This window comes from Corallococcus sp. 4LFB (genome assembly GCF_046520365.1).
Lineage (GTDB): Bacteria > Myxococcota > Myxococcia > Myxococcales > Myxococcaceae > Corallococcus > Corallococcus caeni.
Genome location: NZ_JBKGHJ010000050.1, coordinates 1 through 26885 on the forward strand (window position 1 = coordinate 1; position 26885 = coordinate 26885).

General features: G+C 69.9%; 35 protein-coding genes and 1 pseudogene. 27 read left to right on the top strand and 9 right to left on the bottom strand.

Annotated features, from left to right (window positions below; all coding sequences use genetic code 11):
* Window positions 1–319: pseudogene (locus ACLEQD_RS08300) on the bottom strand (ferrichrome ABC transporter substrate-binding protein); the annotation flags it as partial.
* Between the two features lie 244 nt (window positions 320–563).
* On the bottom strand, window positions 564–986 hold the full coding sequence (locus ACLEQD_RS08305; protein ID WP_410382982.1) for a hypothetical protein: 423 nt from the start codon (window positions 984–986) through the stop codon (window positions 564–566).
* A gap of 151 nt (window positions 987–1137) precedes the next feature.
* On the opposite strand from ACLEQD_RS08305, the gene ACLEQD_RS08310 reads away from it, so the two are divergent.
* Complete coding sequence (locus tag ACLEQD_RS08310) at window positions 1138–1410, top strand: DUF2277 domain-containing protein (protein WP_171415478.1); 273 nt, start codon at window positions 1138–1140, stop codon at window positions 1408–1410.
* A 17-nt stretch (window positions 1411–1427) separates the two neighbouring features.
* Here the strand turns inward: ACLEQD_RS08310 and ACLEQD_RS08315 are convergent, their stop codons facing one another.
* Complete coding sequence (locus tag ACLEQD_RS08315; protein WP_410382983.1) at window positions 1428–3017, bottom strand: family 43 glycosylhydrolase; 1590 nt, start codon at window positions 3015–3017, stop codon at window positions 1428–1430.
* Window positions 3018–3179: 162 nt separating this feature from the next.
* Here ACLEQD_RS08315 and ACLEQD_RS08320 point away from each other — a divergent pair, with 162 nt between their 5' ends.
* From ACLEQD_RS08320 to ACLEQD_RS08340, 5 genes are all read left to right on the top strand, one after another.
* On the top strand, window positions 3180–4181 hold the full coding sequence (locus ACLEQD_RS08320; protein WP_410382984.1) for a siderophore ABC transporter substrate-binding protein: 1002 nt from the start codon (window positions 3180–3182) through the stop codon (window positions 4179–4181).
* Entirely contained in the window at window positions 4144–5178 is a 1035-nt protein-coding gene (locus ACLEQD_RS08325; RefSeq protein ID WP_410382985.1) for an ABC transporter permease, read from the top strand. Before ACLEQD_RS08320 ends, ACLEQD_RS08325 begins: the two co-directional genes overlap by 38 nt.
* On the top strand, window positions 5168–6139 hold the full coding sequence (locus tag ACLEQD_RS08330) for an iron chelate uptake ABC transporter family permease subunit (protein WP_410382986.1): 972 nt from the start codon (window positions 5168–5170) through the stop codon (window positions 6137–6139). Before ACLEQD_RS08325 ends, ACLEQD_RS08330 begins: the two co-directional genes overlap by 11 nt.
* A complete protein-coding gene (locus ACLEQD_RS08335; protein ID WP_410382987.1) occupies window positions 6136–6894 on the top strand; it encodes an ABC transporter ATP-binding protein in 759 nt (252 codons plus the stop codon). The genes ACLEQD_RS08330 and ACLEQD_RS08335 overlap by 4 nt, the downstream gene beginning before the upstream one ends.
* A 109-nt stretch (window positions 6895–7003) precedes the next feature.
* Entirely contained in the window at window positions 7004–7588 is a 585-nt protein-coding gene (locus ACLEQD_RS08340; RefSeq protein ID WP_410382988.1) for a hypothetical protein, read from the top strand.
* A gap of 31 nt (window positions 7589–7619) precedes the next feature.
* On the opposite strand, the gene ACLEQD_RS08345 is transcribed toward ACLEQD_RS08340, so the two are convergent.
* Window positions 7620–8543, bottom strand: a complete 924-nt coding sequence (locus tag ACLEQD_RS08345; protein WP_410382989.1) for a LysR family transcriptional regulator — start codon at window positions 8541–8543, stop codon at window positions 7620–7622.
* A 101-nt stretch (window positions 8544–8644) separates the two neighbouring features.
* On the opposite strand from ACLEQD_RS08345, the gene ACLEQD_RS08350 reads away from it, so the two are divergent.
* Window positions 8645–9088: a DUF4437 domain-containing protein gene (locus ACLEQD_RS08350; protein WP_410382990.1), complete on the top strand. Its 444-nt coding sequence runs from the start codon at window positions 8645–8647 to the stop codon at window positions 9086–9088.
* Between the two features lie 4 nt (window positions 9089–9092).
* Here the strand turns inward: ACLEQD_RS08350 and ACLEQD_RS08355 are convergent, their stop codons facing one another.
* A complete protein-coding gene (locus ACLEQD_RS08355) occupies window positions 9093–9263 on the bottom strand; it encodes a hypothetical protein (protein ID WP_158616851.1) in 171 nt (56 codons plus the stop codon).
* A 325-nt stretch (window positions 9264–9588) separates the two neighbouring features.
* On the opposite strand from ACLEQD_RS08355, the gene ACLEQD_RS08360 reads away from it, so the two are divergent.
* A complete protein-coding gene (locus ACLEQD_RS08360; RefSeq protein WP_410382991.1) occupies window positions 9589–9996 on the top strand; it encodes a DUF3224 domain-containing protein in 408 nt (135 codons plus the stop codon).
* 1 nt (window position 9997) lies between these two features.
* Here the strand turns inward: ACLEQD_RS08360 and ACLEQD_RS08365 are convergent, their stop codons facing one another.
* Complete coding sequence (locus ACLEQD_RS08365; RefSeq protein ID WP_410382992.1) at window positions 9998–11410, bottom strand: putative metal-binding motif-containing protein; 1413 nt, start codon at window positions 11408–11410, stop codon at window positions 9998–10000.
* Between the two features lie 238 nt (window positions 11411–11648).
* On the bottom strand, window positions 11649–12140 hold the full coding sequence (locus tag ACLEQD_RS08370) for a DUF1772 domain-containing protein (protein WP_410382993.1): 492 nt from the start codon (window positions 12138–12140) through the stop codon (window positions 11649–11651).
* Window positions 12141–12218: 78 nt separating this feature from the next.
* Between ACLEQD_RS08370 and ACLEQD_RS08375 the strand changes: the two genes are divergently transcribed.
* The 4 genes from ACLEQD_RS08375 to ACLEQD_RS08390 all read left to right on the top strand — a co-directional run bounded on the left by ACLEQD_RS08375 (window position 12219) and on the right by ACLEQD_RS08390 (window position 13902).
* A complete protein-coding gene (locus tag ACLEQD_RS08375) occupies window positions 12219–12380 on the top strand; it encodes a hypothetical protein (RefSeq protein ID WP_410382994.1) in 162 nt (53 codons plus the stop codon).
* A gap of 23 nt (window positions 12381–12403) precedes the next feature.
* Window positions 12404–13006 carry a helix-turn-helix domain-containing protein gene (locus ACLEQD_RS08380; protein ID WP_410382995.1) on the top strand — a complete coding sequence of 201 codons (603 nt, stop codon included), beginning with the start codon at window positions 12404–12406 and terminating at the stop codon, window positions 13004–13006.
* 62 nt (window positions 13007–13068) lie between these two features.
* Window positions 13069–13197 carry a hypothetical protein gene (locus ACLEQD_RS08385; RefSeq protein ID WP_410382996.1) on the top strand — a complete coding sequence of 43 codons (129 nt, stop codon included), beginning with the start codon at window positions 13069–13071 and terminating at the stop codon, window positions 13195–13197.
* Between the two features lie 72 nt (window positions 13198–13269).
* Window positions 13270–13902 carry a glutathione S-transferase N-terminal domain-containing protein gene (locus ACLEQD_RS08390; protein WP_410382997.1) on the top strand — a complete coding sequence of 211 codons (633 nt, stop codon included), beginning with the start codon at window positions 13270–13272 and terminating at the stop codon, window positions 13900–13902.
* 58 nt (window positions 13903–13960) lie between these two features.
* Here the strand turns inward: ACLEQD_RS08390 and ACLEQD_RS08395 are convergent, their stop codons facing one another.
* Window positions 13961–14392, bottom strand: coding sequence for a helix-turn-helix domain-containing protein (locus tag ACLEQD_RS08395; protein ID WP_410382998.1), 432 nt, complete (start codon window positions 14390–14392; stop codon window positions 13961–13963).
* A 75-nt stretch (window positions 14393–14467) separates the two neighbouring features.
* Between ACLEQD_RS08395 and ACLEQD_RS08400 the strand changes: the two genes are divergently transcribed.
* The 4 genes from ACLEQD_RS08400 to ACLEQD_RS08415 all read left to right on the top strand — a co-directional run bounded on the left by ACLEQD_RS08400 (window position 14468) and on the right by ACLEQD_RS08415 (window position 17532).
* Entirely contained in the window at window positions 14468–15322 is an 855-nt protein-coding gene (locus ACLEQD_RS08400) for a class I SAM-dependent methyltransferase (protein ID WP_410382999.1), read from the top strand.
* A gap of 226 nt (window positions 15323–15548) precedes the next feature.
* Window positions 15549–15980, top strand: coding sequence for a hypothetical protein (locus ACLEQD_RS08405; protein WP_410383000.1), 432 nt, complete (start codon window positions 15549–15551; stop codon window positions 15978–15980).
* Window positions 15981–15991: 11 nt separating this feature from the next.
* Window positions 15992–16501, top strand: coding sequence for a phage holin family protein (locus tag ACLEQD_RS08410; RefSeq protein WP_410383001.1), 510 nt, complete (start codon window positions 15992–15994; stop codon window positions 16499–16501).
* Window positions 16498–17532 carry a hypothetical protein gene (locus ACLEQD_RS08415; protein ID WP_410383002.1) on the top strand — a complete coding sequence of 345 codons (1035 nt, stop codon included), beginning with the start codon at window positions 16498–16500 and terminating at the stop codon, window positions 17530–17532. Before ACLEQD_RS08410 ends, ACLEQD_RS08415 begins: the two co-directional genes overlap by 4 nt.
* A gap of 89 nt (window positions 17533–17621) precedes the next feature.
* On the opposite strand, the gene ACLEQD_RS08420 is transcribed toward ACLEQD_RS08415, so the two are convergent.
* Complete coding sequence (locus ACLEQD_RS08420) at window positions 17622–17870, bottom strand: hypothetical protein (RefSeq protein ID WP_410383003.1); 249 nt, start codon at window positions 17868–17870, stop codon at window positions 17622–17624.
* A 257-nt stretch (window positions 17871–18127) separates the two neighbouring features.
* On the opposite strand from ACLEQD_RS08420, the gene ACLEQD_RS08425 reads away from it, so the two are divergent.
* From ACLEQD_RS08425 to ACLEQD_RS08475, 11 genes are all read left to right on the top strand, one after another.
* Window positions 18128–18895: a zinc-dependent metalloprotease gene (locus ACLEQD_RS08425; RefSeq protein WP_410383004.1), complete on the top strand. Its 768-nt coding sequence runs from the start codon at window positions 18128–18130 to the stop codon at window positions 18893–18895.
* A 156-nt stretch (window positions 18896–19051) separates the two neighbouring features.
* Window positions 19052–19420 carry a DUF2378 family protein gene (locus tag ACLEQD_RS08430; RefSeq protein WP_410383005.1) on the top strand — a complete coding sequence of 123 codons (369 nt, stop codon included), beginning with the start codon at window positions 19052–19054 and terminating at the stop codon, window positions 19418–19420.
* 135 nt (window positions 19421–19555) lie between these two features.
* Entirely contained in the window at window positions 19556–20017 is a 462-nt protein-coding gene (locus ACLEQD_RS08435) for an SgcJ/EcaC family oxidoreductase (RefSeq protein ID WP_410383006.1), read from the top strand.
* A 410-nt stretch (window positions 20018–20427) separates the two neighbouring features.
* Window positions 20428–21030, top strand: coding sequence for a DUF4255 domain-containing protein (locus ACLEQD_RS08440; protein ID WP_410383007.1), 603 nt, complete (start codon window positions 20428–20430; stop codon window positions 21028–21030).
* Window positions 21031–21032: 2 nt separating this feature from the next.
* Entirely contained in the window at window positions 21033–21650 is a 618-nt protein-coding gene (locus ACLEQD_RS08445; protein ID WP_410383014.1) for a collagen binding domain-containing protein, read from the top strand.
* A gap of 16 nt (window positions 21651–21666) precedes the next feature.
* Window positions 21667–22989 carry a phage tail sheath family protein gene (locus ACLEQD_RS08450; protein ID WP_410383008.1) on the top strand — a complete coding sequence of 441 codons (1323 nt, stop codon included), beginning with the start codon at window positions 21667–21669 and terminating at the stop codon, window positions 22987–22989.
* Window positions 22989–24101 (top strand): phage tail sheath family protein, encoded by a 1113-nt coding sequence (locus tag ACLEQD_RS08455; protein ID WP_410383009.1) that lies wholly within the window; start codon window positions 22989–22991, stop codon window positions 24099–24101. Before ACLEQD_RS08450 ends, ACLEQD_RS08455 begins: the two co-directional genes overlap by 1 nt.
* Window positions 24102–24126: 25 nt before the next feature.
* Complete coding sequence (locus ACLEQD_RS08460; RefSeq protein WP_410383010.1) at window positions 24127–24567, top strand: phage tail protein; 441 nt, start codon at window positions 24127–24129, stop codon at window positions 24565–24567.
* Complete coding sequence (locus tag ACLEQD_RS08465) at window positions 24561–24941, top strand: hypothetical protein (RefSeq protein WP_410383011.1); 381 nt, start codon at window positions 24561–24563, stop codon at window positions 24939–24941. Before ACLEQD_RS08460 ends, ACLEQD_RS08465 begins: the two co-directional genes overlap by 7 nt.
* Entirely contained in the window at window positions 24893–25099 is a 207-nt protein-coding gene (locus ACLEQD_RS08470) for a DUF6760 family protein (RefSeq protein WP_410383012.1), read from the top strand. The genes ACLEQD_RS08465 and ACLEQD_RS08470 overlap by 49 nt, the downstream gene beginning before the upstream one ends.
* Entirely contained in the window at window positions 25096–25629 is a 534-nt protein-coding gene (locus ACLEQD_RS08475) for a phage tail protein (protein WP_410383013.1), read from the top strand. Before ACLEQD_RS08470 ends, ACLEQD_RS08475 begins: the two co-directional genes overlap by 4 nt.
* The last annotated feature ends 1256 nt before the right edge of the window (window positions 25630–26885 follow it).

Here is a 26885-nt window from a genome sequence, read left to right on the forward strand (position 1 = left end):
CTGGCGCTTCGTCCTTCGGCCGCGAGTTCCGTGGAGGGTTCGCGCTTGCCAGGTGCCCTGACGCTTCGTCCTTCGCCCGCGCGCCCGTGGAGGGTTCGCGCTCCGCGGGGCGTGCTGGCGAGCGAGGAGGTCGCGGCTTCGCCTCGGGCTCCGGCGGCGCGGGGCGGGCGTCCCGGGTGACGACCTCCAGCTCGATAGGCCGCGACGGCTCGGGGTGCCGGACGCGGCCGGACGGGCTCCGCGCCAGCAGCACGAGGAGCGCCACGTGCAGGAGCACGGACACCCCGAGCAGGAGCAGCAGCTGTGAGCGGCGGGACACGAAGGTCAGCTTGCTCCGTCCCGCCTCACGGGAGAAGGGGCGCGGAGCGTGGGCGTCCCGTCTCCACGCTCCCCTGCCCTCCCGCCGCCCGCCAGGGTACCGCCGGTGTCGTGCTCCGCACGGTGGCGGTGAGCATGCTCTCCGGCGCGGAGCCCTGGCTGAGCTCCACCGCGGTGTGGCGCTCCACCTGCCACCAGACGCCGCACCCCATCTCGTCCGCCTCCGGACGGCGTGGGTCAGACGGCTACTCCACCCAGTGGACCTGGCCCAGGCCGGCGGGGATGAGGTCGCAGACGTAGAAGACGTCGTCGTACGGGTAGTTGTCGTAGACGCCGCGCGCGGGGATGCAGCGCGCCTGGCTGGGATACGGCGCGTTGAACTCCGCGGCCAGCTGCTGGCAGTAGGCGTTGTCGCCCTCGCCGCCGCACTCCTCGGTGCACTGGTCCGCGCGGATCCAATACGGGTTGTAGAGCGGATACGAGTCCGACTCCGTCCAGCACAGGCCCGTCGAGCACTGGGTGTCCGCCGAACAGCCCTGGCCCACGGCGTTGAGCCCCTGCTCCTGCTGCGTGGGGGCGGGGGTCTGCTGCTCGGGGGCCGCGGCGCCGCCACAGGCGAGCATCGCGAACGAGAAGAGGGTCACGGGGACGGCGAAGAGCTTGCGCATGGAAAGAACCTTTCCGGAATAATTGGGAGTCCCTAGAGAACCACTTCTCCCGGGATGGGCCAAGTCACATTCCCACGGCAAGGGTTCAGGCCCGGAGTGGAGGCGCGGCCGCGGGGTACGCTGGCGGCACTTCACGCGAAGGGACCCGCCCATGTGCCGCAGCATCAAGACGCTGTTCAACTTCGAGCCCCCCGCGTCCGACGCGGAGGTGCGGGCGGCGGCCCTGCAGTTCGTGCGGAAGCTCAGCGGCACCAGCGCCCCCTCGAAGGCGAACGAGGAGGCCTTCCACCGTGCCGTCGAGGACGTCACCGAGGTCGCGCGCCGGCTGGTGGACTCGCTGGTCACCACCGCCCCGCCGCGCAACCGCGACATGGAGGCCATGAAGGCGAAGCTGCGGTCCGCGAAGCGCTTCGCCCCGCGCTGAAAGCCAGGCGCGAGCGCTCAGGGGATGTTGATGCGCGAGTGCATGGCCCGGCCGTCATACGCGGCGGCGCCGCAGCGGGCATGGGCCCAGTCCCCGTTCACCGCGGAGCAGATGCGGAAGGCCTGGATGTTGGAGGCCGGCACGTTGATGCCCGGCGTGTCGCAGCGCCCCTGGTAGGTCCAGGCCAGGCGCTTGTTCACGGAGGTCACGCCGATGCACGGGCCAATCCACGCGCCCGTGTCCCGCCGCTGCACGTCGATGGAGTACTGCGCCGCCGTCTCCTCCTCGCTCCACTCCAGGTCCACGAAGGGCGTGACGCCGCCGGGCAGCTCCAGCGACACGTCGTCGGAGATGCCGTCATAGGCCTTCTCCACGAACGGCCCCCAGACGTTGTTGTTGGAATAGAAGATGCGGAACGCGGCGATCTCCCCCTTCGTCACCACGCGGTCCCCCGCGCTGCGGCACACGCCGTCGAACACCGTCTTGTTGGCCTGTCCCAGCAGCGCCACGGACGTGCACGGCCCCACCACCGACCCGTCGCGCAGCACGACGTCCAGCGAGTAGCTGTACCCCGCGAGCCGGTTCCAGCGCACGCTCACCTGGTTGAGCGACGTCATCGCCCCGTCCACCTTGAACGCCACGCGCTGCTTGTACGTGCTGCGCGAGGTGAGGTTGCCCGCGCTGTCGAAGGCGCCCACGTGGAAGATGTTGAAGTACTCGCCGCGCCGCTCGACGATGACGTTGTGGCCGTGGGACTGCACCAGCCGGCCCGCGGAGTTCTTCAAGGGCAGTGACAGCCGCCGCACCGCCCGCGCCCGCGTGAGCTCCGGAACGGTGTCCGCCATCACGTAGTACATGGCGTACTGGCTGTTGTACCAACCGCCGCTGAAGAGCAGGTAGTAGCGCCCGTCGCGCTTGAACAGCTCCGGCGCCTCGTTGATGCCCTCCTCGTAGGAGGGCGTCGCGAACACCGCCGGGCCCGCGTGGTTGTAGACGGTGCCGGGCGCGGCCAGCTTGAAGGAGGAGATGTTGTTGCCGTTCTGGAACCAGACGTAGAAGAGCCAGCGGTCCACGCCGTCGTTGAACGTCGCCGAGTCGATGCGGATGTTCCGGTTGCACCCCTGCGGCAGGCACGCCGTGCCGGTGGTGGTGCGCGGCCAGGTCGTGTTGGCGTTGATGGGCTGGGGCGCGCCGAAGGCCAGGTTCAGGTCCGGCGCCGTGGCGACGAAGGTCGTCACCTCCTGGCCAGCGGGAGGACACGCCGCGCCGTTGGGCACCCGGTGGCCGGAGAAGTGGAGCTGGTAGACGCTGCCCGTCCTGCTCAGGTCCGGCGCCCAGAGGAAGCAGTAGTCGTAGGTCGGATCCGCCGCGGACGGGTTGTAGTCGCGCTTGAAGCGGAACGCCGTGAGGTCGTTCGACTCGTACAGCGGCAGCACCACCCCGTTGCCGGTGCCGGTGAGGAAGAACAGGTCGTCGTTCTCCTTGTAGACGTCCGGATCCGCCAGCCACTGCATCAGCAGCGTGCGCGAGTTGTCCTGCGCGTGCGCAGTCCCGGCGAGGGCCGAGCAGAGGAAGGACAGCAGCAGGACGGCACGGACGGGCTTCATGGCACTTCTCCCTGGAAGTCTTGAAATCCAAGCCTCCAGGGAAGACCCGGCGAGCGCAAGGTCGATGGGTTTTGACCGTCCGGCGGGGATCCGCTATATCCGACTTCGATAATGAATATCAATATCACTTGATATCCCTTATCACTCTGGATGGGCCTTTTCGTGAGCACCTCTCCCCGGCGTTTCCCTCTCCTCGTCGCGGCCCTCCTCGGGGTCGCGGTCCTCGGCCTGGCGTTCCTGGGCCTGCGCTCCTCACGCGGCCCCACCGGGGAGGCCGCGGCACCGGCGGCCCTCGCGCCGGGGGCGGGCCGGACCATCACGCACGCGCAGGGCAGCACCGTCGTCGCCCCCCACCCGAAGCAGGTCCTGGTGTTCGACCTCGCGGCGCTGGACACGCTGGACGCGCTGGGGGTGGAGGTGCGGGGCGTGGCGGGTGAGTACTTCCCCGGCCCGCTGGCGAAGTACGCGGACGCGAAGAAGTACCCGCGCTTCGGGACGCTCTTCGAGCCCGACTACGAGGCCGTCCACGCCGCGCGGCCCGACCTGATCATCACCGGCGGCCGGACCAGCGCCCGGTACGCGAAGCTCGCCGCCATGGCGCCCACCATCGACCAGACGACGGACGACGCGCACTACCTGGACACCGTGGTGGGCAACACGGAGCGGCTGGCGACCGTCTTCGGCAAGGAGGACCAGGCGCGCGCCCTGATTGGAGGGCTGCGCCAGTCCATCGAGGCGCTGAAGGGCACCACCGCCACCCGGGGCACGGGGCTCATCGTCCTGACGTCCGGCGGGCGGATGAGCGCCTACGGCCCGGGCTCGCGCTTCGGCGTGCTGCACGAGTCCTTCGGCATCCCGCCCGCGGCCCCGTCGCTCAAGGCGTCGCTGCACGGGGAGGCCATCGGCTCGGAGTTCATCCTGGAGACCAACCCGGACTGGCTGTTCGTCATCGACCGGGACGCGGCCATTGGCGAGGGCGGCGGCGCGCAGCGGCTGCTGGACAACGAGCTGGTGCGCCAGACGACGGCCTGGAAGCGGGGCCAGGTCGTGTACCTGGACCCCGCGGACACCTACCTCATCGGCGGCGGCATCCGGTCCGTGCGGCGCCTGCTGGAGCAGATCTCCGATGCCTACGCGAAGCCCCGACAGCCCCCTGCTCCCTGAGCCGGCCTTCGCGCTCCCCAGCCCCAGGGGCCCGCTGCCCCTGCTCGCCCTGGCCGGCCTGGGGGTGCTGGTGCTCGCGGGGACCAGCCTGTTGATTGGCGTGAGCCACGTGTCGTGGGACGCGCTCCTGGCGCCCGCGGAGCACCCGCGCGCCTTGCAGGTGCTGGTCATCAGCCGCGTGCCGCGCACGCTGGCCCTGGTGCTGGCGGGCATGTCGCTGGGCGTGGCGGGCCTCATCATGCAGATGCTCGCGCGCAACCGCTTCGTGGAGCCCTTCACCGCGGGCACGGCGGAGTCCGCGAGCCTGGGCCTGCTGGCCGTCACCCTGCTCGCCCCCGGCATCCCCATCCTCGCGAGGACCGCCGTCGCCGCCGGCTTCGCCATGGCGGGCACGGCGCTGTTCCTGCTCATCCTCCGGCGCATCCCGCTGCGCTCGGCGCTCGTCGTGCCCGTCGTGGGGCTGGTGCTGGGCGCCATCTTCGACGCGGCGACGACGTTCTTCGCCTACCGCTTCTCCCTGCTGCAATCGCTGATGGCCTGGACCACGGGCGACTTCTCCAGCGTGCTGCGCGGCCGGTATGAGCTGCTCTGGGGCGCCTTCGTCCTGACGGTCGTCGCCTACGTCGTCGCGGACCGCTTCACCGTCGCCGGCATGGGCGAGGCCTTCACCACCAACCTGGGCTTGAGCCACCCGCGCATCGTGGCGCTGGGGCTGGCCATCGTCTCCATGGTCACCGCGGTGGTGGTGGCCACGGTGGGGATGATTCCCTTCATCGGGCTCGTGGTGCCCAACGTCGTCAGCCTCATCGTGGGAGACAACGCGCGCCGCTCCATCCCGTGGGTGGCGGTGCTGGGCGCGGGCTTCGTGCTCCTGTGCGACGTCGTCGGGCGGGTGGTGCGCCAGCCGTATGAGATTCCCGTGGGCACGGTGGCGGGCGTGGTGGGCAGCCTCTTCTTCCTCTACCTGCTCTTCCGGAGGGACAGCCGTGTCGGCTAGCGCGCTTCGCCTGGAGGGCCACGAGCGGCGGCTGCTCCTCCTGGGGGCCCTGGCCGTCCTCTGCGTGGGGGTGTTCATGACCGTGGACGCGGGCGGGCGGTGGGACTTCGTGCTGCCGTTTCGCGCGCGCAAGGTCGCCACGGTGCTGCTGGTGGGCTACGCCATCGCCGTCTCCACGGTGCTGTTCCAGACCGTGACGGAGAACCGCGTGCTGACGCCCGCCATCATGGGCTTCGACACGCTCTACGTGCTGCTCCAGACGTGCCTGCTCTTCTTCCTGGGCTCGCGCACGGTGGCGGCCCTGGACCTCCGGCTGCTGTTCGCGGTGGAGGTCTCCGTCATGGTGCTCTTCTCCGCCGTGCTGCACCGCTGGCTGTTCCAGGGCGCGGGGCGGAGCATCCACCTGCTGCTGCTCACGGGGGTGGTGCTGGGCGTGCTGTTCCGCAGCCTGTCCACCTTCCTCCAGCGCGTCATCGCGCCGGGCGAGTTCGCCTTCCTGGAGGACCGCTTCTTCGCCAGCTTCAACAACCCGGACCCGGACCTGCTCGCGGTCTCCGCGCTGATGACGGTGGGCGCGTCCGTCCTGGGCCTGCGCCTGCTGCACGCCTGTGACGTGCTGGGCCTGGGCCGCGACGTGGCCATCAGCCTGGGCGTGGACCACCGCCGCACGGTGTCGCGGCTGCTGGCGGTGGTGGCCGTGCTGGTGTCGGTGTCCACGGCGCTGGTGGGGCCCGTCACCTTCTTCGGCCTGCTGGTGGCGAACCTGGCGCACGGCCTGGTGCGCTCGCACCGGCACGCCCACGTGCTGCCGGCCGCCGTGTTCCTCGCGGTGATTGGCCTCTTGGGCGGTCAGCTCGTGCTGGAGCGCATCTTCTCCTTTGGCGCCAACCTGCGCGTCATCATCGAGTTCCTGGGCGGCATCCTGTTCATCACCCTGCTCATGCGAGGCGCGCTGCGATGATTGAAGCCCGGAACGTCTCCCGCCGCTACGGCGACACCCTGGTGGTGGACGACGTCACGCTGAAGCTCCCGGAGCAGGGCGTGACGTCCATCATCGGGCCCAACGGCGCGGGCAAGTCCACCCTGCTGTCCATGGTGAGCCGCCTGCTGCCGCTGTCCTCCGGCACCGTCCTGGTGGACGGCCTGGACGTGGCGCACACGCCCGGCGACGCGCTGGCGCGCAGGCTGGCCATCCTGCGGCAGGACAACGCCGTCACCTCGCGGCTCACCGTGCGCGACCTGGTGACGTTCGGCCGCTATCCGCACTCCAAGGGCCGCCCGACGGTGGAGGACCGCGCCTTCGTGGAGGGCGCCCTCCAGCACCTGGGCCTGGAGCCCATCGCCCACCGCTTCCTGGACGAGCTGTCCGGCGGCCAGCGCCAGCGCGCCTTCGTGGCGATGGTGCTGTGCCAGGACACGCACTACGTCCTCCTGGACGAGCCGCTCAACAGCCTGGACATGAAGCACGCCGTGTCCATGATGAAGGAGCTGCGGCGCGCGGCGGACACGCTGGGCAGGTGCGTGGTGCTGGTGCTGCACGACCTCAACTACGCCTCCTGCTACTCCGACCACGTCATCGCCATGCGCGGCGGGAAGGTCGCCTTCCAGGGGACGCCGGAGGAGCTCATGCGCCCGGACGTGCTGCGCGACATCTATGACATGGACATCGAAATCCATGTGCTGGAGGGAAAGCGCATCGCGGTCCACTACCGCTGACCCTGGGGCCCTGACACATGTGTCGCGGTTGGAGTTGACGGAGGGTGTGTCCCGCGAGTGTTTCCCTCTGTGAAGTCGTGGCATCGGGCTTGCTCAGTCCGCGGCCACCATGACCCACCACCGCGAAACCACTCCGTCCCCCCGCCTGCGTCACTGGGCCTCCCGGCTGGCCCTCCTGGTCGCCTGCGCCAGCGTCGTCGCGACGTCGCGGGCCACGTCCGCGGACATGTTCTCCGAGCCCTACACGGGCAAGCCGGTGCACCTCACGACCGAAGCGCCCAAGGTCACGATTCCGCTGGTCCTTTTGGCCACGGCCTCGGAGTCGCCGGACAAGCAGGCCGAGGCGGAGCTGACGGTGCTGGTGACGGCCCGGTGGACGCCCGCGGAAGCCAGCCAGACGGCGAGCCCCGTGTTCCGCGCCGTCCTGCACGAAAGCGGGTCGAAGTTCTCCGGGTGGGAGCGCTCCACCCCGCTGGAGGTGACGGATTCGGTGACGATGGAGGTCCGCATGTTCTTCGAGCGCGACTGCAAGATGGGGCAGCGCTGCGAGTGGACCACGAACCTGGACCTCGAGCTGCAGCCCAACGGCGCCGTCGGCACGGTGGAGGTGGTGTGGACGGCGACGGGCTCCGCGCACGTGGTGGACACCTCCAGCACGCCCGGGAACTTCAAGGTGATCGTCTCGGAGCCGTGAGCCCCTGGCGCGCGGTGGGAGCGGGGCGTCCTCACCGCGCGCGCTTCTTCCGGGGCCTGGAGGGAGGCTTCGCGAGCGCCTCCGCCTGCGCCCCGATGGTCTCCGCCAGGAAGTCCACCACCGCGCGCACCCGCGCGTTGTGGGCCAGGTCCTCGTGGAACACCAGCCACACGGTCCGCTCCAGCTCCGGCAGCGCGTCACGCAGCGGGACCAACTCCGCGTGCAGGTGACCGAAGTACGCCGGCAGCAGCGCCACGCCCAGGCCCTCGCGCGCGGCCTGGAGCAGCCCCAGGATGGACGTGAGCCGCACCGCGACGGTGGCCTTCGCCGCGTGCACGTCCAGCCACTTCGACTCCGGCCAGCGCCGCGAGTCCTGCGCGTAGCCCACCACCGCGTGCCCCTGGAGCCCGGCGTCCAAGCGCACCGGCCCCCGGCGGGCGAGGTATGCCTTCGACGCGAAGGGCACGACCCCGATGGCAGCCACCTTCCGGGCCCGCAGCGACGCCTCCTGTGGCCGGACCAGGCGGATGGCGACGTCCGCCTCGCGCCGCACGAGCGACAGGGCTTCGTAACCGGAGAGCAGCTGCAACTCGATTTCGGGATGCCGCGCCTGGAAGCCCGCCAGCCACGGCATCACGTTGTGGACCAGGAACGAGTCCGTCGCGGTGACCGTCACCGGCCCGGAGGGGCGCAGGTCCTCACCGCTGGCGAGCCGCTCCACCCGCAGCGCCTCCGCCTCCACGGCCTCCGCGGCGGGCAGGATGCGCAGCGCCACCGCCGTGGGCCGCAGGCCCGTGGGGGTCCGGTCGAAGAGGCGCGCTCCCAGCTCCTTCTCCAGCACGGCCAGGCGCCGGCCCACGGTGGTCTGGTCCACCTTCAACCGCCGCGCCGCCGCGGAGAGGTTGCCCTCCCTCGCGATGGCCAGGAAGTGCCGCAGGTCGCTCCATTCGAGCATGGTCTGCATTCTCGCAGAAGCGGTCTGCGCAAACGGGCATTTTCGCAGACCCGCCTCGCGGCCATCCTCCCCGGCGTTTCCTTCCACCGAGGAGTCCCACCGTGAAGACCCTGCCCAAGCTCGTCGCCGCCGTCGCCGTCGTGTCCGCGTTCACCCTCGCCGCCGCCAAGGGCAAGGAGTCCGCCGCGTTCCAGCAGACCGCCTATGACAAGCTCACCTGGACGCAGATGATGCCCGGCGGCCCGTCCGTGCACGTCCTCTGGGGCGACATGAAGAAGGGCCCGTACGCCCTGCTGATGAAGTTCCCCGCCGGGTTCGACTCCGGGCCGCACACCCACTCCGCCGGCTACCACGGCGTGCTGGTGAAGGGCCGCATGACGAACACCAGCGAGAGCGCCGCGGAGGCCGGCGCCGTGGAGGCGGGCAGCACCTGGGACCAGCCCGGCAAGGTGGTGCACCGCAACCAGTGCGCGGCGGACGCCGAGTGCGTGGTGCTCATCGCCCAGGACAAGCCCTTCGACTTCGCGCCCGCCCAGGCGAAGTGACGCGTCAGCGCGAGTCGCGGCGCTTCTGCTGCCGGGCGAACTCCGCCCGCAGCGCCCCGCCAATGCGCTTGCCCGTCACCTTCGTGGACTTGCGGATCTTCTCGTAGTCCTTCGTCTGCTGGATGTAGCCACCCCGGTGCTTCTTCGAGGTGGTGTCCTTCGGAGGCTGGAACATCGGCAGGGCTCCTGTTCAGGGAGAGGGACCGCAGCCCCTTGAAGATGCATCACGCCCCGGAGGGTTGCCATCCCTCCAGGACGGAGCACGGGCGGGCAGGCGGGGCCCGCCGTCGCTGAACACGTTGGATGTGCGGTCAGCGGCCGCTGTAGCAGACGGAGAATTCCGTTCGTCGTCACTCAAGTGCATGCCCCCTTGGAGTGACCGTGACGGTAGGGCAAAGGTCTCAAGCGAGTCCTAAGGCCCCGGGGCTGACGCGTTTTTGCAACCCAGGGGCGGGCTCCGGGCGTATGTGTCCGCCCATCCAGCAAGGGAGCAGGCACCCATGACGAAGCGCGCGAACGGCCCTTTCGACGTCAAGCTCACCCCGATGGCCCCGGAGGCGGGAGCGGTGGAGGCGGCCCCGGGGCGGATGGCGCTCGACAAGCGCTTTCATGGAGCGCTGGAGGCCACGAGCCAGGGGCAGATGCTCGCGGTGCGCACGGCCGTGGAGGGGTCCGCGGGGTACGTCGCGATGGAGCGCGTCAGCGGGACGCTGGACGGCCGGAGCGGCACCTTCGCGCTCCAGCACTTCGGGGTGATGACGCGCGGCGCGCCCCACCTCGTCATCTCCGTGGTGCCGGACTCCGGAACCGGCGAGCTCACGGGGCTCGCCGGTTCCATGACCATCGACATCGCTCCGGGCGGGAAGCACTCCTACGACTTCCAGTACACCCTCCCGGAGAAGGCGTGACTCAGGGGGCGCAGTAGCGGACCGCCTGGAGGATGTGGGACTCCGGGCTCTCGGTGGACGTCATCACCAGCGCCCCCATCCAGTTGTCCGGAAGCTCCTCCAGCATGACCCACTGCGCGTACCGGTGCAGGGGCATGAAGTCAGGCCCGGGTGACAGGTCCGCCGGGACGCCGCCCTGCCCCAGGGCCCAGAACCGGCCCTGCCACTTGAAGAAGATATCGCTGCCCTGCGAGCTCGGTCCGACGGAGAGCCACGCGACCTGGAGGCCGCGCGCCGTCAGGGTGGTCCCGAACCAGGGAAACTCCCGAGGGGTCGTGACGCCCAGGACCCGAGATGTCATCTCGCCAAAGAGGTTGCCCAGGACCTTCATCACGCGGTTGTTGCCCTGCAGATCATGCAGCACGATGACCGGAGACTCCAGGACACCGCCCGCGGCAGCACCCAGGTCCACGAGCCGGGCGCCTGGATCCGCTTCCGCGAAGAAAGCCCGCTCATCCCCGATCGGTTGCAGGCCGCTGTCGAAGCGCTGGAGACGCAACTGTCTCGGCTCCAAGCCCCCGTCGGACTCCTGAGCCAGGACCAGGAAGCCACCATCCCGCAGTCCCAGGACCTCTACGCTGACCAGGACCGTCTCCTCGGCGAGCGCCCGCATCAGCAACCGAGGAGGGGCCACCACCTGACCCTCCAGGCCTGTCACCGTCCCCCAAAGCTCGCGACCTCCCGAGTACCATGGGGCAGCATCATTCCTCCATGCCGCGAAGATCCGGTTTCCGTCCGCCGATACGGCCGCCGCGGTGGCCCTGTCTCCCATGGCTTGGTCGAAGAGGAGCGCGCCAGCCTCGGGCTCACCCTGTCTGGGCACGCGGTGACCCTGCTCATCCAGGAGGAGGAGATGCCCCCGGGTATGGTCGCCGGCCGTTCCCGCGGACGAGTAGTACAGCGCGGGCCCCTGGGACGTGCGCAGCAGGCGGGCACTCACCGAGTCCAGCGCGAGAAACTCGTCCATCACCTCGACCGGCACCTCCGTGGTGCCAAGCGGCGTCAGCGTGGTGTCCAGCCGGATGACCCGGGCCACCTCCGGCCTGTCGAACACCACCGCCAGGATGCCGTCGGACACGCGGAGGCTGCTGACCCGGCCCGCGTGCGGAGGCAGCCCCAGCGACGCGACCTGCGACCAGGTCGGGGGATCCGTCACCCCATCGCAGTCGTTGTCCAGCCCGTCGCAGCGCGTCTCCGTGGCCTCGTAGCTTGCGCCGTACGAGCGCGCGGTGCACACCGGCTCGTAGGCCCCATCCACCACGGCGCGCAGGGCGCCCGCGCAGATGCCCTGGGTCCGCTCACAAGGAAGGGGCTCCCCCAGGGAGCCCGCGTCGGTGCCAGCATCCTCCTGCGTGCCGCCGTCATTCCCTTGCATGCCGCCGTCATTCCCTTGCATGCCTCCGTCACCGGAGCTCCCCGCGTCGACGCTCCCCGCATCCGGAAGCGGATTCTTCGGAGGATCCGAGTCCCCACACCCCCCGAGCACCCCGCTGCCCACCGCGAACACCACCGCCCAAACCCTTGCCCATCTCATCCGCACTTCCATCATCCCCTCTTTAGCGGAACGACGTTGGATTCCGCCAGGGTATGACCCTAACCCAAAAGCTCTCAAATCATGCACCACCCTTCACGCGCAGCCATGACAGGGCTTGCAGGGCCGCGAACCACGCCCCCGCCGCGAGCGCATGGCGCAGGTGGTTCATCCTTGCCCACCGCATCGCGGTCTCCACGGCGGCCGGAGAGTCAGCGGACTGCATCAGCCGGACCATCGTGGGGATGAAGTACGCGAAGGTCAGGAGCCGGTCCGCGAGCGCCACCAGCGCGGCCCCGAGCCACCAGGCGCGCAGCGGCCCCGTGGCCTGCGTGGCGAAGTAGAGGCTCGCCAGGGTGAGCAGCGTCAGCGGTCCCGTATTCACCAGCCCCCAGAAGCGCCGCCCCACGTCATCCTGTCGCGCCGCCTCCGCGGACCAGTGCGCTCCCGTGGCGTCGAGCCAGCGGGGCAACGAGATGCGGTGCTCATAGAGCCCCGCGCCGAACGCGACGCCCAGGTTGAGCACGAAGAGCCACAACAGGATTTCCGCCGCGGAGGGCTTCAGGTTCATCATGGCGACAGCATGCGTCCCCGGCGCGCGAGCGTCTTTCGTGCCCTTGTGCTGTTTTTCTCGAACTTGCGGTGTTCCTCCATGACGTCCCGGCACTCCCTCCTCGCCCAGATTGGCGCCGACATCGTCCGCTTCCAGGATGCCTCCGCGGAGTTCGACGCGGCCGTGGGAGCGGTGCTCGCGCTCGGCCGCGCGGAGCTGACCTGCCTGGCGCAGCTGCACTTCGGAGGCCCCGCGCCCTGAGCGCGGTCGCGCGAGGCGCCGACGTGGAGCGACTGGAGCTCGCCGGCTACGTCCAGCGGGAAGGCGCCGGGAATGGCAGACGGCTCGCGCTCACCGGGCACGCGCGCGAATGGATTGAGACCCTGTGGGGCCCCCTCCAGGCGGATGGCCTGCAATTGATGTCACCCATGCCGGACGCGGAGCTGAAGGTCATCGCCCGCTTCCTGGGCGAGGCGCGGGCGTCACAGGACCGCCATGCCGCCCGCGTGGCGAAGCTGCTCCAGCAGCCAGGCGGCACGCGGGCCGCGCGGCGGCGCGGTGGCCTCTCCGCCGCCGCGCTCCATCGCGTGAGGCTCTTCATCGAAGCGCACCTCGCGCGGAGGATCCGCGTGGGGGAGCTGGCCCAGCGCTCGGGCCTGAGCGTGTTCTATTTCACCCGCGCCTTCCGCCAGTCCATGGGCATGACACCGCATGCCTACGTGCAGCAGCGCAGGGTGGAGCGGGCGCGCGGCCTGTTGAGCCACACGACCCGCTCCCTGGGAGACATCGCGCTGGAGGTCGGCTTCAGCTCACAGAGTCACTTCACCACGGTGTTCCGCCGGCTGACGGGCCTCACGCCCGCCGTCCTGCGGCGCGCGGGCCGCTGACGCCCCGGGCACGCGGCAGGAGTACGGCAACATCGGCTACATCGTCGCGGGCCTGCTCATGGATGGGCGCCACGCGCGACCTGCGCCGGCGCCTCGTCTACTCGGTCAACACGCTCCACATGGGCGGGGATCAACCGGCCATCGCCGCGCGCATCATCGCGGCGGCCCTGCAGGGGCCCTCCCGCCCTTGAGAGGGCGCGGGGGCTGCATCCCCGGTGCGTGGCGCGGTAGCCTTCCGCGCCATTTCCACCGGAGGGCCCCGCATGTCCGCGCTCGACAGACCCGTCATCATCGGCCGTTCAAGCTCGCACTTCACGCGCATCGCCCGGCTCTTCGCCGCGGAGCTGCGCGTCGACCACTCCTTCCAGGTGCTGCGGGACCTGCTGTCCACCGACCCGGCGGACTACGGCGGCAACCCCGCGCTCCGGATCCCCGTCCTGAAGACCTCCCGAGGCGCCTGGTTCGGCGCGCTCAATGCCTCCCGGGAGCTGTGGCGACAGTCCAATCCCAGGCCCCGCGTGGTGTGGCCGGAGGACCTGGACGTGCCGCTCCTCGTGAACGTGCAGGAGCTCACCCTGCAAGCCATGGCGACGGAGGTGACGCTGGTCATGGAGAAGATGGCCGGCGGCGGCGAGGGGACGACCCATGCCCTCAAGCTGCGCAAGTCCTTGCTCAACATGATGGCCTGGCTGGAGGAGCACGCGAGCGCCGCGCTCGCCGCCCTCCCGCCCGAGCGGGACCTGAGCTACCTGGAGGTCACCCTCTTCTGTCTCGTGACCCACCTGGAGTTCCGGGACGTGTTGCCCATTGCCCCTTATGAGTCGCTGAACCGCTTCCGCCAGCAGTTCGAGCAGCGGCCCTCTGCCCGGGCCACCGCCTTCCACTTCGACCCCTGACGCGGGGCCGGGAGCCGCGCGCTCCCGTCCGGGCCCAGGCCGCGTGTGCCTCCGGAGCTCACCTGGGAGGCAGGCGCTTGCGGCTTCGCGCGCCCCTCGCGCCAGACGTGGCGCCCCGCAGGAGCCGGCGGAAGGTGGGGCACTCCATGTGGCTCGGCGCGGGACAGGCCGCGGCGTGCCGGAGGCCGTCGCGCATCGCGCTCAGCTCGCGGATCGTCCTGTCCAGCTGCTCCGCCCTGGCCAGGAGCATCCGCCGGTCGATGCGCGGCCGCCCGTCCGGAGCGAACATGAGCGCGATCTCCTCGAGCGAGAAGCCGGCGGAGCGCCCCATCGCGATCAACGCCAGCCGCTCCAGCACGCCAGCGTCGAACAGGCGGCGCAGGCCTCGCCTGCCCACCGAGGCAATCAACCCCTTCTCTTCATAGAATCGCAGCGTCGAGGCCGGAACGCCGGAGCGCCGCGCCACCTCCGTGATGTCCAGTTCGTTCACCCGCTTGACCTCAAGTCGACTTGAACTGGCACAGTGCGGCCTTCGGTTCTTGAAGGCAAGCAGGAGGAGACGACCATGGATGAGACTCGCCAGACCGGGAATGAGCAGACGGCGCTTTGGAACGGGACCGCCGGACGCGCCTGGGTGGACACGCAGGAGGTGCTCGATTCGATGTTCAAGCCGATGGAGGACCTGCTCGTCGAAGCGGTCGTCGCCGGCGCCGCGAGCCAGGTGCTCGACGTCGGCTGCGGCACGGGCAGCACCACGCTCGCCTTCGCCCGGCGGCTTGGCGCGGAGGGCCGCTGCACCGGCATCGACATCTCGGAGCCAATGCTCACCGCCGCCCGGTCCCGCGCGGAAAGGGAGGGCCTCCCGGCAGGCTTCATCCGCGCGGACGCCCAGCGCCACGCCTTCGAGCCCGCGAGCTTCGACATGATCCTGTCGCGCTTCGGCGTCATGTTCTTCGAGGACTCCGTCCAGGCCTTCGCGAACCTGCGGCGTGCCGCGAAGGATGGCGCCGGACTGCGGTTCATCGCCTGGCGGAGTCCTTCGGAGAACCCGTTCATGACGACGGCCGAGCGCGCCGCGGCACCGTTCCTGCCGAACCTCCCCGTCCGCCGGCCGGACGCGCCGGGGCAGTTCGCCTTCGCGGACGCGAGCCGGGTCCACCGCATCCTGGAGGAGAGCGGCTGGGCGGACATCGACCTCCAGCCCATCGACTTCGCGTGCACGCTGCCGGAGAAGGAGCTGCTCCGTTACCTGACCCGGCTCGGCCCCCTCGGCCGGTTTCTTCACGAGCTGGACGACCGGACCCGCACCCAGGTCATCGAAACGGTCCGCGCCGCCTTCGAGCCCTTCGTGCACGGGGCGGAGGTCCGCTTCACCGCGGCCTGCTGGAGCGCTGGCGCCCGCGCGCCCGCCACGCCGTAACCAGCGGACGTCTCACCAGGCCGCCAGCCCGCGCCCCCGGTCACTCGGGGGTGGCACGGTCCGTCTCACACACGCGCTCTATTCCTCCTGAATCATGGCGCGCCGCTCCGCCTGCTCTACGACCAGCGAGCACCCCCCTCAGGGCAGGCCCCGTTCGATTGCATAGCTTCATGGGCAGTCGTTCAACGGCATACATGAGCCAAATCACGCCGAAGGAGGTTGCGACATGGGCAGCATCATCGAGGAAGAGCGCCTGAGGAATCCCAGCTTCTACAACGACAGTCAGGCATCGTCCGAAGGTACAAGCGGGCGGGCGGGCTTCAAGCAGGAGGGCAAGGAGCAGGTGAAGCGCATCGGCGGCATCACGCGCCAGCGCGCCTTCTCCCAGGTCGACTCGCGCAAGGGCGTCCTGGTGGAGAGCCTCAACGGCTTCGCGAAGCAGCTCGAGTCCATTTCGGGCCAGGGGGACACGCAGCTTCCCCAGCAGCTCATTGGCAGCGCGGTGGGGTTCGTGCGCAAGGCGTCCGATACCCTGGAACAGAACTCGACCGAGGATTTGCTGCGTCAGGCGCAGACCCGGATGCGCGAGCGGCCGGGCGTGGCGCTGGCGGGGTGTGCACTGCTCGGCTTCGTCGCCGCGCGATTCCTCAAGGCGTAAGGGGGCTGACCATGGACTCTTATTCCTCACGAACACGCGTGGACCGCATCGGGCTGGACGTGGACGAGACACGGACCGGCCGCCAGGCAGAGGGCTTCAGGGAGGACGGAGGGATGGGCGAGCAGTCGCTCGGCACCCTGGTCTCCGAGTTCATCGAGCAGGGGCGGCACCTGCTCCGGGCGGAGTTCACCCTGGCGCGCACGGAGATGCGCTCCGAGGCCAAGAAGGCCGCGGCCGGTGGCGGCATGGTCGCCGCGGGCGGCGTGGTGCTCCTCCTCGGCGCCATGGCGCTGGTGGCCTTCCTGGTCATCGCGCTGGCGGGGGTGATGCCCCTGTGGGCCAGCGCACTGCTGGTGACCGTGCTGCTCATCGCCGCGGGGGCGGGCATCGCCGCCGTGGGCGCGAAACGACTGAAGGCGGTCCACGCACCGCGAAAGACCATCCAAACCCTCAAGGAGGACAGCCAATGGGCGAGCACGACGATGCGCTCCGCGAAATCGCAGATGCACGGGCACGCATGAGCGTGCTGGCGGATGAGCTCGGCCGCCGCGCCAACCCCGAGCTGCTGAAGACCCGCGCGAAGGAGTTCGCGCTCGAGAAGAAGGAAGAGGTGACGGAGCACGCGAAGCAGCTCGCCGCGGACAAGCGCGAGGAGCTGAAACAGCAGGCCCGGGACAAGGTGCTCGACTGGAAATCGCAGGCAAAGGAGACGGCGATGCGCAAGACGTATGAATGGACGGATGAGGCCACCCACACCCCACGTGGCCTGGGGCTGCTGGGCGCGCTCCTGGGGGCCGGCGTCGGCTCCATGCTCATGAAGCGGGCCTTCCACTCCCGCATCGAGGAGCGCGAGTACCGCGAGCGCGGCTACGGCGTCCGGGGCCGTGAGCGGGCCCCGGTGGGCTACCGCGACGAGCGCATCCCCCTCCACGAGTCCGAGCGTGGCTACGGCGCCTACGGCGCGGGCCGTGACCTCCCCTACCCTGAATACAACACGCGCGCCGAATACAACGCGGACGCGGGCGGGAGCGCCCACGAGGGCGCGCACCTCAAGGACCGCGCCGGCGAAGCGCTGCACACGGCGAAGGAGTCCGTGGGGACCACCGCGGAGAACGTGAAGGAGCGGGTGAGCGGCGCGGCGGACAGCGTGCGCGGCCGCGTCCACGACGCGGCGGACAGCGTGCGCAGCCAGGCCTCGCACCTGCGCGAGCGCGTGCCGTCGCCCCAGGCGCTCCGTGGCCGCACCTCGCAGTGGTACGACCGCGCCCTCGAGGAACAGCCCCTGGCGCTCGCGCTCGGCGCGGTGGCGCTGGGCATGCTCACCGCGAGCCTGCTGCCGGTGACCGACAAGGAGCGCCAGCTCCTGGAGCCGGCCAAGCGTCGCGCGCAGGAGGGGCTGTCCCAGCTGGGAGAGCAGGTGAGCCAGAAGCTCGAGGGCAGTGAAACGGAGGAGGACAGCGAGACGGCCCTCGCCGGCCCGGCCTCGATGGGCGCGAGCGGCGGAATCCCACCGCTGCCGCCGCTGGATCAGATCTCTCCGAAGGTGCACTGAGCAATGGAAGCGCGGGGCCTTCCCGGGCCCGGAGTGTCAGGCCCGGGAGCCCCCCTTCAGCAGAAGCCATGCCGCGCCTTCGCCCCCGGTCACTCCCGGTAGAGCGTGCGCCGCAGGAAGCCGAGCGCCCGGCCCCAGGCATCGTTCCAGTCCTCCGGGGCGTCCATGCCGACGGCGGCCAGCCCCCACTTCACGAGCGCCTCCAGCTCCCCGCGCTGCGCGTCCGCATTCGAGGACAGCCCACGCAGCACGATGACGGCGGGACCGGGCCGGGGCTCGTCATGCACCTCAAGGACGGGGATGTGACCGTGCACGCGGAAGCGGTGCTCAGCGGGCATGCGAGGAGTCTGCGCGTTCCCGCCGCGGCCCGTCACACGCTCTGCGTGAAATCACGGGTCCTCGTGGTAGGTCGTGCTGAGACCTTGTCGCGTGTTTACAGGCGTTTCCACACTCGCGAGCTAAGTTCGCCTGACTACAATTTCTTGTTTTATTGGTTTCTGCGCATGAAAACCCTCTAGGATGGCGGCAGTCCTTTCCGGCGATCCCGTACTGGGACCGGGAGCTGGGCTGATCCACGTCAAGAGGGGCATCGAACATGTTCAAGAAGGCTGCTGTCCTCGTGGTGAGCTGTGGCGCGCTGTTGACGGCCTGCGGTGGCGATGCGCAGAGCGAGAACGAGGAGATCGTCTCCAACCTGATCGAGGCGGGCTTCCCCGCCAATGACATCATGGTCGTCGACAACGCGGTGTACGTGGGGCGTGACGCCCACGTGAGCCTGGATGCCTCGCGGGAGATGCTCCAGGCCGGCGGTGAGACGGCGGAGCAGTACCGGACGAACAACCTCGTCGGCACCAGCGTGACGAAGATCTGCATCATCCCCACCTCCCAGTTCAACAGCTACAGCCGCCTCAGCGCGGGGCTCGACCTGGCCATCGAGAACTACAACAGCCAGGGGCTGCGCCTCACCTTCGCGCGCGGCTCGGCGTCCGACTGCACCGCGACCATCTCCGCGAAGACGACCAGCGGCGTCGGCGGCTCGTCCGGCTTCCCCAAGGGCGGCAAGCCCTACGGCACCCTCAACATCGGCGTCGGGCTGCAGAACTACAGCGTGGACGTGAACGAGCACGTCATCACCCACGAGATTGGCCACACCATCGGCTTCCGCCACACGGACTACTACGACCGGTCCATCAGCTGCGGCAGCGGCGGTAACGAAGGCGCGTCCAACGTGGGCGCCATCCACATCCCCGGGACGCCGACCACGGCCACGCGGGGCGGCTCGGTGATGAACTCCTGCTTCAGCTCGAACGAGAGCGGCGAGTGGAGCAGCTCCGACCGCACGGCGCTGGACTACCTCTACTGAGCGCTTGAGTGACAGCCCCCCGGGTCCGCGCAGGACCGGCGGGGCTCCGCGCTGACGGGACTCCATCCCGAGCGCGAGTGCATTGCAGCGCCAGTCCAGGGATGCTCCCGCACGTCCTGTCTCCCGGTGGGACGGACACCTGGGATGGATGCCGCGTTGAGTGGAGAGCTCGTCTATCGCCACGCCATCTTGGAATTCTTCCTGCGCTCCGTGGGCAAGCGCCTCACGCCGGAGCTCAAGGACCGGCTGCGCGCCATTGGCCTGGACCTGGACGTGAAGCTGCCGCACCACACGCCCCGCCCCATCTTCGCGGAGGCCCTGGCCATCACCGCGCGCCACCTCTACCCGGACGTGGACGCGCAGGAGGGCTACCGGCGGCTCGGGATGGACATCATCACCGGCCTGGAGCACACGCTGCTGGGCAAGGCGCTCGTGTCCCTGGGGCCCATCTTCGGGCCCGATCGGGTGCCCTCCCGCATGCAGGAGCGCTTCGCCACGGTGAACAGCTACCTATGGACCGGCTGACGGGGTGCGTGTTCATCGCGTTCGGCGCGAAGCTCGCGCTATCTCGGCGCTGAGCGAGGGACGCCCGAGCTTTCATGGCAGACTGCGGCCATGACACGTTCTTCTTCTTTTGCGGTCTTCACGGCCCTGAGTCTGATGTTGGTGTCCACGGCGTGCTCGCCCACGGACCACGCCCAGGACGAGCTGGAGCTCCGTCAACTGGTGAAGGCGCAGACCGAGGCCTGGAACGCCCACGACGCGACGGCATGGACGCGGGATTTCACGGACGACGCCGACTTCATCAACATCGTCGGCACGGTGTTCCAGGGCCACGCGGAAATTGAAACGCGCCACGCCGCCATCTTCGCGAGCATCTTCAAGACCAGCCACGCCGAGGTCACCGTGCGAGAGATCCGCTTCCCCAGCGCGGACATCGCCGTGGTGGACACGGTGCACGAGGTCACCGGCCACACGGGCCTTCCTCCGGGCGTGCAGAACACCGAGGAGGGACTGCTGCGCACGCAGATGCGCTATGTGCTGACGCGCACCCAGAAGCAGTGGCGCATCGTCGCGGGCCAGAACACCGACGTGAAGCCGGCGCCCAAGCCCGCGCCCTAGCCGTGGAGGAGGGCGCCGCCGTGCGGGTGGACCGGCGGCGCTGTCGGGCTTCCTCGCGGACGCCCTCCCCTGCGTGCCCAGCGCCATGCCCGTCACCAGCACCAGCCCGATGTCGAGGAGCCCTTTGGGGATGGTGGCGACACGGCATCAGGTCCAGCCTCGCGGGCCCCGCTTGCGTTCTCGTCCTCGCACCTGAAGAGAGCAGGCGTGCTGGAGCAGGCCCCCGGGTCCAGGTCATGGTCGGCTGAAATGGATTCCAGCGGGTCCGGCAGGGCCGACCGTTGGCCAGAGGCCCCCATGGCCGCCTTGCCCAGGCCATAGACCATTCAGCCCTGTCCCCAGGGCAATTCTTGCTCGTGATGCGGCTGTCCATATTTTCTCCAGGATTTCCGGAGAACAGGGAAGACGCCATGTTTCATGAGCTGGACCAGACCCTCAGAGTCCTCCTCCGCCGGGAGCTGGCGCCGGAGCTGCTCCAGCAGGTGCCGACCATCAGCTTCGCGGCGCCGGACGAGTCCTTCCCGCCTGCTGCGTTGACCCTCCCCGCCATCAACTTCTTCCTCTACGAGCTGCGGGAGAACAGTGAGCTGCGAGGCTTCGAGCAGGTGATGGAGCGGCAGGGCGGCGGCGAAGAGAAGCTCCTCTCCCACCGGCATCCCGCCTGGAAGCGCGTGGACTGTCATTACCTGGTGTGCGCCATCGCCAGGGCGGACGCCCAGGCCGCCGATGAGCAGGAGCTCGAGCACCGCATCCTGGGGGACGTGCTGCGAGTGCTCCTGCGCCACCCGGAGCTCCCCGCCCAGACGCTCCAGGGCCGCCTGCGCGAGCAGCCGTGGCCGCTCCCCACCCGGGTCTTGCAGCCGTTCTCGTCCCCTCACGGAATGGACCCCTGGCTCGCCTTGAAGTGCAAGCCTCGCGCTTCCTTCCAATACACGGTGACGCTCGGGTTCTCCCTCGGCGAGGAGGAGCCGGTCCCTGTTGTCCGGGAAGTGCTCACCCAGGAGAGGGCGTGACGATGGCCCCGCGCTTCCTGCCGGCCTCGCCTGGCTCGCACCGGCTGAGCATCGCCGGGCTCGTCGTGGATGCCTGGACGGGCCAGCGCCTGGCCCATGCCGAGGTCACGCTTGCCGCGGGTGGCACACTCCAGCAGACGGCCTGGACGGCGCCAGACGGCGCCTTCCGCTTCGCGGATGTCCCCACGGGCCTTCACACCCTCACGGCCCGCCTGCCCGGTGCCGGGCAGCGCTATGGCACGAAGGAGCTGTCCCTCACGGTTCCCGAAGCGTCGTGGGGGACTCCCGTCGTCGTCGAGCTGGCCCTGCCAACCACTTCCGTGAGTGGACGCGTCGTCCTGGAGGACCCGGCGGCCCGGGAGCTGCCTCCCCTGGCGCGGGTGCGGGTCCAGGGCAGCGATGAGCAGACCTTCACCGATGTGAAGGGGGACTTCCTGCTGACCGGGCTGGAGCCAGGGAAGCGCACGCTGCGCGTCACCGCTCCTGGCTATCGGCCGGAGCCGGAGTTGCTCGAGGTCGAGCTGGAGCTGGGAAGAGCCACCCAGTCCAGGAGTGTGGTGTTGAAGCTTCCAGGGAAGCAGGGACCGGCCTCACGAGCCGTGCCCGGACAAGACGTGTGAATGGAGGGGGGGGCGAATGGGCAATCTCAGCTACAAGGCGCCAGGCGTGTATGTGGAGCAGGTGGCGTCAGGCACTTTTCCCATCGTGGGTGTCGGCACCAGCACGGCTGGCTTCGTCGGCCTGATGCCGGACAAGTTCAGCACCAAAGACAGCCAGGGGAACACTGTCACCATCAAGCCCGCCGCGGAGCCCGGCGAGGCGGTCCTCTGCACCAACTTCACCGAGTTCAAGAAGAGGTTCCTGACCCTCGAGACCCCTCCGCCAGGGGCCAGCGAGCTCGACGTGGCCGCGGACTTCATCGGGGACATGGAAGGGCAAGAGCTCCCATCCAGCTGGCAGTCCTACCCCCGCTACCTGGCACATGCGGTCTATGGCTTCTTCAACAATGGGGGCACCCGCTGCTACGTGGGCAGGGTCGCGCTGGAACGGGTCAAGCCGGCCAGGCCCCCGAAGCCTCCGGAGTCCGCGCCCACTCCGCCGGAGGAAGGAGAGACTGGAGGTCCCGAGCTGCCGTCCCTCAAGAAGGTACTCGAGGCCTTCGTGACCCTCGATGAGATCGCCATCGTCGCGGCACCTGGAATCGTCGACAAGGCCCGGCAGGAGGAGCTCATTGCACACTGTGCGCAGAGCGGATTGCAGGACCGCGTGGCCGTGCTCGACAGCCCCCGGGACACCGCTCCGCAGGAGATGGAAAAGGTCGTGCCAGCCCGCTCGGAGTACGCGGCGTACTACTACCCCTGGATTCGCGTCTTCGACCCCGTCGCCGGAGGTTCCCTGGAGGTTCCCCCCAGTGGCCACGTGGCTGGCATGTACGCCCGCGTGGACACCCTGCGCGGTGTCCACAAGGCGCCCGCCAATGAAGTGCTGCTCGGGGCCCTCGACGTCAGCCGCCGGCTCAGCCGCTCGCACCAGGAGGGCTTGAACCCGGTTGGCATCAATTGCATTCGCGACATCAACGGGAACATCCGCGTCTGGGGCGCCCGCACGCTGGGGGGCGACGCCAACGGCGAGTTCAAATACATCAACGTCCGCCGCCTCTTCAACTTCCTGCGCGAGTCCATTGACCAGGGCACCCAGTGGGCCGTGTTCGAGCCCAACGACAGCCAGCTCTGGGCCCGCATCACCCGCAACGTCTCCGCCTTCCTCACCACCGTCTGGAGCGAGGGTGGCCTCTTTGGCGCCACGCCCCAGGAGGCCTTCTTCGTCAAGTGTGACGCGGAGACGAACCCGCCCGCCAACCGGGACAACGGCCTCGTCATCACGGAGGTCGGTGTCGCCCTCACCCGGCCCGCGGAGTTCGTGGTCTTCCGCCTGTCCCAGTTGTCGGGGCCCAAGTGATGAATCCGCTCCTCACCACGCGCGCGCCCGGCGTCTACCTCCAGCCGGTTCCCGAGCCCCGCTCCCGCCCGGGCGGCGTCCTCACCGCGTTCCTGGGGGACACGCGTGCCGGGAAGCCCCTGCGGCTGACGCACTGGAACCAGCTCCCCGTCGAGCTGCCCGGCGCGGAGGTCTGCCTTCGCGGCGCCGTGCGGGGCTTCTTCGAGAACGGAGGACGTGAGTGCTGGCTCCTCCCGGACTCCTCCGATGCGCCGGACGCGGAGCGCTTCGCGCGGTGGGAGCAGTGCATCGAGGAGCTGGGGGTGGACGTCCTGGGGGCGCCCACGCTCGCATGGCGCCAGGACAAGGCGCGGCTGCTCGAGCTGCAGGCACACCTGCTGGAGTGCTGCGCGCGGTCCGGGTGCTTCGCCCTGCTGGACTCCCCCGAGGGGAAGCCGGCGCCCGACCCGTCCGGCCTGGAATGCAGCAGCCGCGCGCGAAGGCACGGCGCGCTCTACTCCCCCTGGGTGTCGGTGCAGGACGGCAAGGCGCTCAGACGCGTCCCGCCGTGTGGCCACGTGGCGGGCGTCTATGCGCGCGTGGACACCCGGCGTGGCCTCCACAAGGCCCCCGCCAACGAGGAGGTCCACGGCATCGTCGATGTCGCGGACAAGCTGACCGACGCGGAGCAGGGCCCTCTCAACGCGCGCGGCGTCAACTGCATGCGCGTCTTCCGGGGCCAGGGCATCCGGCTCTGGGGCGCGCGCACCCTGAGCGACGAGCCGGACTGGCGTTACATCAACGTCTCGCGGCTGCTGCTCTCCGTGGCGAAGGCGCTCGAGCGCCTGGCGCAGGAGACGGTCTTCGAGCCCAATGATCAGCGGCTGTGGGCCTGGCTGTCGCGGACCCTCAACGGCTATCTCGGAGAGCTCTTCCAGCGCGGCGCGCTCCGGGGCGAAACGCCCCAGGCGGCCTTCTACGTGCGGTGCGACTCCGAAACCAATCCTCCCGCGGAGCGGGAGCAGGGACGCGTGCTCGCCGAGGTGGGCCTCGCCCCCGTCATCCCCGGCGAGTTCGTCGTCCTCCGCCTGCTCCAGGACGTGGGCGGGACGACCGTGGCCTTCACACCCTGAGTCTTTTCCGGAAGGAGCATGTTCCATGGCACTCAATCGCAAGGATCCCTTTGGCGGCTACAACTTCGCTGTCGAGGCCGATGGCATCACCCGGATGGGCTTCCGGGAGTGCTCCGGGCTGGACAGCACCACCGCCGCCACCAGCTACCGCGAGGGGACGGACACCACCCTGGCGCAGCGCCAGCTCCCCGGGCTGCTGTCCTTCTCACACATCACCTTGAAGCGTGGCATCACCGACGACCGGGCCCTCTGGGACTGGCGGGATGGGGTGTCCCGGGGCGACACCACGCGCCGGGACCTCTCCATCATCCTCCGCGACGACAAGGGCAATGAGCAGATCCGCTGGAACGTCAAGAATTGCTGGCCCACCCGCTGGGCCGGCCCCACCTTCGATGCCACGCAGGACTCGGTGGCCGTCGAGGAGCTGGAGCTGGTCCACGAAGGCATCGAGGTGGCCAAATGGTAGCGCAATCCCAGACACCCACCGAGTTCGCCTTCCGGCTGCCCCACGGCTACCGGGACTCGGAAGGCAACCTCCACCGCGACGGCACGATGCGGATGGCCACCGCCTTCGACGAGATCGGCCCGCTGAAGGATCCCCGGGTGCAAGCCAATCCTGGCTTCCTGGTCATCATCCTGCTCTCCCGCGTCATCGCCCGGCTGGGGACCCTGGAGCACCTGCATCCCAAGATCATCGAGGGGCTGCTGGCCGCGGACCTGCTCTACCTGCAGGAGTTCTACCGCCGCATCAATGACAACGGACACAGCCGGCTGCTGGTGGCCTGCCCCCATTGCCAGGGCGAGTTCGAGGTGGAGACCAGCCCCGAGGGGGAACCCTAGGCTACCCCTCGGAGCGGCTCCACGAGGAGGTGGCCTTCCTTTCCTATTACCTGCACTGGCCCTACGAGCAGGTGATGACGCTGGAGCACCGCGAGCGCCAGCGCTGGGTGAGCGAGCTGTCGCGGATCAACGAGCAGCTGAACAGGAGCGCGTCATGAGGGCACCCGTCGGTTCGAACGCCGCGTTCTCCGGAGCGACCGGGGCGCTCGGCAAGCGCCTGGATCCGTACATGGCCCACAGCTTCCTGGTGGAGCTGGACGGGCTGGTCACCGGAGGCTTCACGCAGGTGGAGGGGCTGGAGAGCGCGCTCGAGGTGCAGGACTACGCCGAGGGAGGCAACAACGGCTACGTGCACAAGCTCCTCGGCCCGGTGACGTCTCCCAACCTGGTCCTGGTCCATGGGCTCACGGAGCTGGACACCCTGTGGGCCTGGTACGACGCGGTGAGCCGGGGGGCCCTTCAGCGAAAGAATGGCACCCTCATGCTCCTGGATGCCCGGCGCACGCCGGTGATGTGGTGGGAGTTCCACGGAGCCATCCCGGTGAAGTGGGTGGGTCCCTCCTTCGACGCGAGCCAGGACTCGCAGGTGGCCGTCGAACGGCTGGAGCTGGCCCACCGGGGGCTGCTCAAACCCAAGCTCAACTATGGCCTGACGGCCGCGCGGGGCCTCGCCTCGCTTACCCGTTGAGGCGCGCCACCATGGCTGAGAATGAGCAGACATTGGCTCCGGCCTCCTGGCACGAGGCGCTGGCCCCGCGGCTCACGGAGCGGCTGCTACGCCCGCTGAGCGGCCCCGGACGGCTTCCTCCACCGCTGGCCCGGCGCGTCCTCGCGGGGACCGAACGGATGCTCCCCCGACTTCCCCTGCTGGACGAGCTGCGCCAGCGACAGGGCCTTGAGGCAGGCGGGACGCGCGAGTTCGCGCCCATCGTGCACGCGCGGCCGGCTGCCGCGGAGCGCCCCCAAGAGTCAGCGGAGGGGAAGCCCCAGGCCCTGGAGCATGGCGGCGCGCGGCCCACCGTCCGCGCGACGTCCCGGGCCGGTGAAGCCTCCCGGCTCACGCCAGCGCTCCCCCCTCCTCCGGCGCCAGGGCAGCCTCCACACCCCGTGCGGCAACAGGACGCCATGGCTTCCCGGCCGGAGCCGCCGGCTTCCCGGCCGGAGCCGCCGGCTTCCACGCCGCGACAGCGCTCCAGGCACGCGGGGCCAGGCTCACGCCCCTGCTGGAGCAGATCAGCGTGCGGGCTTTGGAAGCGCCACCCGTGTCGGCTCCGAAGAGGCTCCTCTCCGGAGTCACCTCGCCAGGCGTCGACTCTGGCGCCGAGTCCGGGCCCGCGCCCGGCGCCGCTCGTCATGCGGATGGACCGCGAAGCCGGTCCACCCTCGCCAGACATCATCCACGCCCTCACGGCGGGGCCGCACCCCGGCAACGGCGTGCGATCCCGGTCCGACGGGCCCACGGCCCCACCGGAGCGCAATGCCATGCATGCGTCCATCCATGGCCCCATCCCCCCGCTTGATTCCACGCCGGAACGCGAAGCCATACAGGTCCCGGCTCGCACGCCCACGGCGAACCGTGGACAGCCCCGCGTCCGCGGCCGGGGGACTTCGCTCACCCCCAGGCCAGGAGCCGCGCCCCTCATCCGGATCTCGCCGAGGCGCGCCGACGTCACGCCGCTGGAGCGCGCCCCAGTGCTCCGGAGCGTGCATCCCCTGCCGGCGCCCGGCGCCCGCCAGCCGCCGTCGGTGGGAACCGCCCGCGAGGCCGCGTCCCGGAGCGCCCCCCTCCACGCGGAGGCAGCCGTCCACGCCGGGACACCCCAGATGCCGCCGCGTCCACCGGGCCTCCTCCAGCGGGTGGTGATCCGGAATGCCTCCCCGGAGAGGACCGCCTCCCCCATCGTGCACGCGCGGCCGCCCTCGCGTGCGCACGGTGCCGCGTCC